This is a genomic window from Maritimimonas rapanae, assembly GCF_057837205.1.
Map to the genome: position 1 here is coordinate 2,067,708 of NZ_JBYQFI010000001.1, position 6,596 is coordinate 2,074,303.

6 protein-coding genes and 1 pseudogene are annotated in these 6,596 nt (G+C 32.4%); 4 read left to right on the forward strand and 3 right to left on the reverse strand.

Features of this window, described 5'->3' with window-relative positions; all coding sequences use genetic code 11:
* Positions 1–4 precede the first annotated feature (4 nt).
* A complete protein-coding gene (locus tag AC3IF2_RS09945; protein WP_489166889.1) occupies positions 5–970 on the forward strand; it encodes a DUF4837 family protein in 966 nt (321 codons plus the stop codon).
* On the opposite strand, the gene AC3IF2_RS09950 is transcribed toward AC3IF2_RS09945, so the two are convergent.
* Positions 959–1,954, reverse strand: coding sequence for an FAD:protein FMN transferase (locus tag AC3IF2_RS09950; protein WP_489166890.1), 996 nt, complete (start codon positions 1,952–1,954; stop codon positions 959–961). The two genes, AC3IF2_RS09945 and AC3IF2_RS09950, sit on opposite strands and share 12 nt — an antisense overlap.
* A gap of 133 nt (positions 1,955–2,087) precedes the next feature.
* Here AC3IF2_RS09950 and AC3IF2_RS09955 point away from each other — a divergent pair, with 133 nt between their 5' ends.
* On the forward strand, positions 2,088–2,951 hold the full coding sequence (locus tag AC3IF2_RS09955; protein ID WP_489166891.1) for an OmpA/MotB family protein: 864 nt from the start codon (positions 2,088–2,090) through the stop codon (positions 2,949–2,951).
* Between the two features lie 119 nt (positions 2,952–3,070).
* The gene (locus AC3IF2_RS09960) at positions 3,071–3,586 is read left to right on the forward strand and encodes a hypothetical protein (RefSeq protein WP_489166892.1); all 516 of its coding nucleotides are present in this window, start codon (positions 3,071–3,073) and stop codon (positions 3,584–3,586) included.
* A 66-nt stretch (positions 3,587–3,652) separates the two neighbouring features.
* Here the strand turns inward: AC3IF2_RS09960 and AC3IF2_RS09965 are convergent, their stop codons facing one another.
* Positions 3,653–3,979 (reverse strand): YegP family protein, encoded by a 327-nt coding sequence (locus tag AC3IF2_RS09965; protein ID WP_489166893.1) that lies wholly within the window; start codon positions 3,977–3,979, stop codon positions 3,653–3,655.
* 136 nt (positions 3,980–4,115) lie between these two features.
* The gene (locus tag AC3IF2_RS09970) at positions 4,116–4,502 is read right to left on the reverse strand and encodes a DUF8840 domain-containing protein (protein WP_489166894.1); all 387 of its coding nucleotides are present in this window, start codon (positions 4,500–4,502) and stop codon (positions 4,116–4,118) included.
* A 423-nt stretch (positions 4,503–4,925) separates the two neighbouring features.
* Between AC3IF2_RS09970 and AC3IF2_RS09975 the strand changes: the two are divergent.
* A pseudogene (locus AC3IF2_RS09975) lies at positions 4,926–6,596 on the forward strand (hypothetical protein); the annotation flags it as partial.

Below are 6,596 nucleotides of genomic sequence, written 5' to 3' on the forward strand. Positions count from 1 at the left end.
ATCAATGAAAAAATTATTCGTTTTCGCATTTATAGTTGCAATTTTTACTTCGTGCACTAACAATAACAAAGCTGTTTTAAGACAATCGACCGGCAGTATGAACGGCCTTTTAATTGTTATGAATAATAGCGAATGGCAAGGTAAAGCTGGTGATGTACTACGCGATATTATTGCCTCTCCTGTCTTAGGGTTACCTCAAGAAGAAAATCAATTTACAGTACATCAGGTACCACCAAATACATTTTCAAAATTATTTAAAGCAAGTAGAAATATATTATTTGTAGGTGTTGATAAAACTGATGGTTTTAATGTAAATCAAGAGTTATATGCAACCCCGCAAATAGCCATGACCATATTAGGTAAAGACGAAGCTTCGCTTATAGAACAAATACAAAATCATAAAGAAGAGATAATCTCTGTGTTTAAAGAAGGTGATCTAAAATTTTTCCAAAAAAAATTAACTGAAAAACATTTAGATGCAGAAAAAATAGAAACTTTTAAAAAGTTAGGCGTTTCTATGGCTATACCTAATGACTATAGAACAGTTGATGATAATGGTGAATTTTTATGGTTACGCGATGAGTATGACAATGTGAGCAAGAATATTTTAGTGTACTCTGTACCTATAAATTCTGAAGATGATGCTTTAGGAAATAATATTGTTGCTGCTCGCGATACTATTGGAAAACGTTTTATTCCTGGTGGGCCAGATGGATCTTATATGGTTACCGAAGCCGCTTATTCACCTCATATTAAAAAAACACAACTAAACGGAAAAGATGCTTTTGAAGCCCGAGGCAAATGGGAAGTTAAAGGCGATTATATGGCTGGTCCATTCTTAAATTATACTGTGGTTGATAAAGAAAACAATCGACTACTAGTGGCAGAAGGATTTACCTATGCACCTAATGTAAATAAACGTGATTATATGTTTGAACTAGAAGCCATTTTAAAAACGCTAAAGATCTAAATTGGTAGTAGCAAAGGTTTCTAGATTTCCTTTTTCATCACTAAAAATAAGATAGGCTTTCAGTTCTTGATGTTTATTCAAGAACTGTTTTGCTTTGTCAACAGACATAGCCATTAATGCAGTGGCATAGCCATCTACATCTGCACAATCGATTTTTCCGATAATAGAAACACTTAATAAATTACTTTGTGTTGAGTATCCTGTTTCAGGATTTAATATATGTACGTATTTTTTACCTGTCAAGCTATCAACTTTAAATTTTCGATAGCTACCAGAAGTTGCCATTGACTCATTTTGTATCGAAATAATTTTCTGAATAGAACGTGTACCATCAAAATTTGGATCTTCAATACCAGCTTTCCAAAATGAACCATCTTTCTTAACTCCTTTGGTTCTTATCTCTCCCCCAATTTCTACTAAATAATTAGTTATGTTTTGAGATTCAAGAAAACGCCCAGCTATGTCTACGGCATATCCTTTCGCTATAGCATTAAAATCAAAATAAATACTATCATCGCCCTTTTTAACTTTTCTATTTTCTAACTGAACTTTGTCAAACCCTACTAATTGTAACAACCTCTTAATGCTAGCTGAATCTGGTTTAACTTTAGCTTTCTTAGGTCCAAACCCCCAAGCGTTTACCAAAACACCAATAGTAGGATCAAAAAAGCCTTGGGTTTCTTTATAAATTTTTAACGATTTATTATAAACTTCCGTAAAAAAGTCATCTACTATAACTGTTGTATCTCCTTTATTGATCTTTGAAATATCTGAATTCGGAATGTAGGTTGATAGTGATCTATTTACCAAGTGAAATAAGCTATCTATTTGCTTAGTAAAATCTTGTTGATTATCATAAGTAATATGAAATGTTGTTCCGAAAGCGTGTCCTTCTAATTTAATAAATTCATGTTTTTCTGTTTGACGGCAAGAAAAACTTAATAAAAGAAGTAAAAAAAGTGAAATTAAAACTCTAAACTTCATATTTGCTTTAGATTCTATAATTAACATTGCAAAGATAAAAGTATCGTTGTTAAAATAGTATTAAATAGGTTTTTAAAACTGGTTGCTAAATATATTTTAATAACTTCGTATCATAATTAAATAACTATCCATCATGAAGAGAATTATTACCCTTTCTGTGGTTTCTGCTATTCTATTATCATCTTGTGTTTCGCAAAAGAAATTTGCGGAATTACAAACTGAATACGACTCCACAAAACAACAATTAACCGATGCCAATGCTAAGGTGTTAGAATGTCAAGTAGAAAAAGACAAAATAGCTGGTCAAGTTGCTAGTTTAGAAGCTCAAAATAAATTATTGAGTCAGAATAATGAAAATAACATTAGACAAATTGAAAGCCTAACTAGATTATCAGAATCTGCTAGTGGTAATATTAAAGATGTTATTGCACAATTAAGTGAAAAAGATAAATATATAAATGGTATTAGAGGTGCTATGTCTCGTAAAGACTCTATTAATTTAGCCTTAGCTGTGAATCTAAAAAGTGCTTTAGCGGACGGAATACAAGATGAAGATATTATTGTAGATGTAGAAAAAACTGTTGTTTATATTACTATTTCTGATAAATTATTATTTAAAAGTGGTAGTTCAACAATCACTTCTAAGGCAAAAGGATTGTTAGCTAAAGTAGCTGCTGTTATTGCTGAAAAACCAGATATGGAAGTGATGGTAGAAGGTTATACCGATAATGTACCTATTAAAACAGCTAAAACTCAAGACAACTGGGACTTAAGTACTCAACGTGCAACTTCTGTTATTAGAATATTGCAGAATGACTTTAAAATTGACCCGAAGCGATTAATAGCATCTGGTAGAAGTGAATATTCACCAATTGCTACTAATGATACTGCCGAAGGTCGTTCAAGAAATAGAAGAACACGTTTTGTTATTTTACCGAAATTAGATCAATTCTTTGATATTTTAGAACAAAAACCTGAGTCTACTTCTGGTAATTGAGACAGAAAAGATTAAATAAAAAAGCCGCTGTAACAGCGGCTTTTTTATTTTTCGATGTTATTATAGACTAGTAAAATTATTTCGTAAATTAGAGACATCAACAATAAAAATTAATTATTATGAATGACTCAGAAAAATACACAGAAGAAGAATGGAAAACTATTTCGTCTACTCCACAAGCAGTAGGTGCTATCATGGCCAGTGCTGGCTACAGTGGTTTAATTGGCTCTGGTAAAGAAATGTTTGCCAGTGTGCGAGAAATTATGGATGCTAAAAAAGAGTATGCAAACAATCAATTAATTCAGCAAATAATACCTGATGTTAAAGATAGAAGCAAAGCAATGGAAACTGCAAAAGAGCAGCGTAAGTTTTTAATGAATAGAATTAAAGAGAATGATATAAAGAACTCTGAAGGGTTAAGAACATTAATTTTAGGTGATTGTAGAAAAACAATTAAACTTCTTGAAGCCAATGAGTCTCCTGAGGCTGTAAGTGAATATAAAGAATGGGTTCTGGGTGTGGCCGAAAGAGTTGCCAATGCAGCAAAAGAAGGTGGTTTTTTAGGTTTTGGAGGTGAGCGATTTAGTGAAAAAGAGCAAAAACTTTTTAGTGAACTAAAAAATATTTTGAACTAAATACTTTAAGAAAATAAAAAAACCGCTCAATGAGCGGTTTTTTTATTTTCTTAAAGTACACTGTTATTACACTTCTTCTACAGACGCTTTTGGTGCATTACTTCTAACCGAAGCAATACCATTTTCCATAGCTGAAGCAGATGAATATTGTTCGCTAGTACCAACAACTTGACCATTAGTTGATTTTAGATTGAAATAAGGCTCACCGTTTTTAGCTTCTAATCTTTCGAAACAAGCATCATCAGTGCAATTAGTTCTTACAGACTCAATTCCGTTTTCGCATCCTGATTTAGATGCATATCCTTGACTAGCCAAGATAGTTTGACCATTACCTGCTTTTAATCTAAATCTGTACTTTCCACCCTTATCAGTGTACACTTCAAATTTTCCCATAGTTATAATTGTTTAAATTTTTGTTTATTGACCAATTTATAAATTTCATTGTTAATTTAAAAGTCTTTTTATCTTTTCTTTTACATAAATAGTGAGCATAACTACAAGAGTATCAACCAATACTCTACCTAGCCTATTATTTATGCTCATATATCTTATTAAAGTTTTCGAACGCCACATAATAAGGATGATCTTTAAAAACGGGCATTTCAACACTTTCTGCATTTGCTAGACCTACACTCGCAAACCAAACTGAAGCTTCTTGTTTTTTAGCATGCTGTACAAAGGTTTCCATCCAGATTTTGTCATAATCATGACCTTGTTGAATATTATTGGTTGCTTTTACTAATACAAAAATAGTAGGCTCTCCTTTTTTGAATAAAACAAATTGAGGGTGTTTTTTAAGCTTACTATTTACAGCAACAAACTCATAACCCATTTCTTGAAGTTTCTTACCAACAATGTTCATTGCTAAATTATGTAATTCTTGTTCAGTAAGTGGTGTCATTATCTTTTTAAACATTTTATTAAAACACAAAATTTAATTTGGTATTGTGTTATAATCATTTAAAGTATTTGATATTTTTTAAGAAATAAATAATTATAATTTCTAATTATTCCTTATTTTTCATTTATAATCTTAATTGTTTATTATTTTAATAGATTTAATGCTAAATTTTTGATTTTAATATATTTTTATTATCTTTGAAGTAATAAACCCCTTAACTACAAAGCTTTAGAAGTCATTTCTGTTAATTTTTTTTCTTAAAAAGAAAAAATGCTGTGAAGAATCTAACTTATTCGAAAAGTCTTCTGAACAAAAATAAAGAACAAATCTAATTGAATACATTTAATATGAAATAACTTTACAATTCTTTTAATTAAATAGTCATTTTTTTATAACGAGTTGTAGAGTAATTTCTAAACTAACTTAAACCCCCTTGTTATGAAAAAAAATGTTACCCCCTACATTTTTAAGTCGCTTACACCCTTTTTTAAAAAAACCCTTTTTATCGCTTTTATTGGATTAGCTTTTGCTACCAGTTCTTATGTAATAGATAAGATTGAAAATGATAAACAATTAAGTGAGTCTATTAGCAACGAAACTGTTGAAAACATATACAGTCGTTCTATGTTGCACAATGCACCTAATTCATTTAAAACATATCCTGAAAGTGCTTTTAATACAAACTCAGAAAATAATTCAATTAAAAATATTGTTTTAGATGGTGGTGATTTTTCAGATATGGATTTTGAAGCTGGCGACCCAGATCTTTATCCACGACTTACGTATGCGCAAGTAATGGGGTCATTGCCCTCAGGAACTGCTAATTCAACAAGTCTAGGTTTCCCTATACCTGGAGCTGATCATAGCACATCAGTAGAATCATTAAGGCCAGATAATTTAGGTCTAGGGCAAGTGGTACCTTTCTTGTTAGAGTTCCAAATGGATGGTACCTGTACTAATGAATGTATGACATATACTGCCGTGTGGGATACAGAGACTACTGCCGGATCAGATTTTGGTTTTGATCCTGCTCTTGGTGTCATCGCTGCATTTGTAGATTCTGGTGACCCTTTTCATAATGACACAGGAGCTACAGCAACCGTAGATAATTTTTCATGGACAATTAATGGTTCTAACCAGATAGAAGGAACATTTGAAGTATGCGGCATTGATCCTGGAGATGATTTAGTTGTTGAAATGTGGTTAGTGTTAGACAATGCTTTACCTACAATGGGAGGTTTAAGCGGTAATATTCAAACAGCTTTGACTAATGCAGAAACTTCTGGAACTGGAACTGGTAATTGCGCTCCTGGAGATGCTATTTCTACTGGAAATCAAACTGTACCACTTAATCAAGTTGGAAAATTTGAATCTGCAAAGGTAGATATAGGAATCACTAAGATTGATAATGCAGACCCCGTAGCTTACAATACAGACTTCACATATACTATTACCGCTGAAAATTTCCTTGCCGACCCACCAGTAGTTGCCAATACTATTGTAATTACAGATACTTTCGACCCAAACACTACCTATGTATCTCATGTTGTTAATGATACAGAAGGTGCACCAACTACCTGTACATTTTCAGGCGGTGTTTTAACATGTACAAGCGATTTCATGAATTCTGGAGAAAGTTTGAGTATAGATGTTACAGTTCAAGTCACTGGCACAACAGCAAATTCAGGTATTGCATATGAAGGTATACCATGCGATGGCAGTGAAGATGTCTGCAACAATGTAAATATAACTACCATAACTGATGATACCGATCCATCAAATAACTCTGATGATGAACCTACTGGTGTCATTTGTACTTTAGATAATAGTATAACTCAAATAAATATCTCTTGCTTTGGGGAAGCAACTGGCGAAATAGATATAACACTTACTGATGGAACAGCACCATATACATATTTGTGGTCAACCTCAGATGGAAGTGGTTTAAATACTATTGCTGAAGACCAAACTGGACTTTCAGCTGGCACTTATGATGTGACCGTAACTGATGCTAATAATTGCACTACTCAAGCAAGTGTTACTATCACACAAGCTGATGCTTTCAGTGTAGCCGCAACAGGTACCAATGTAACCTGTAATGATGATAGT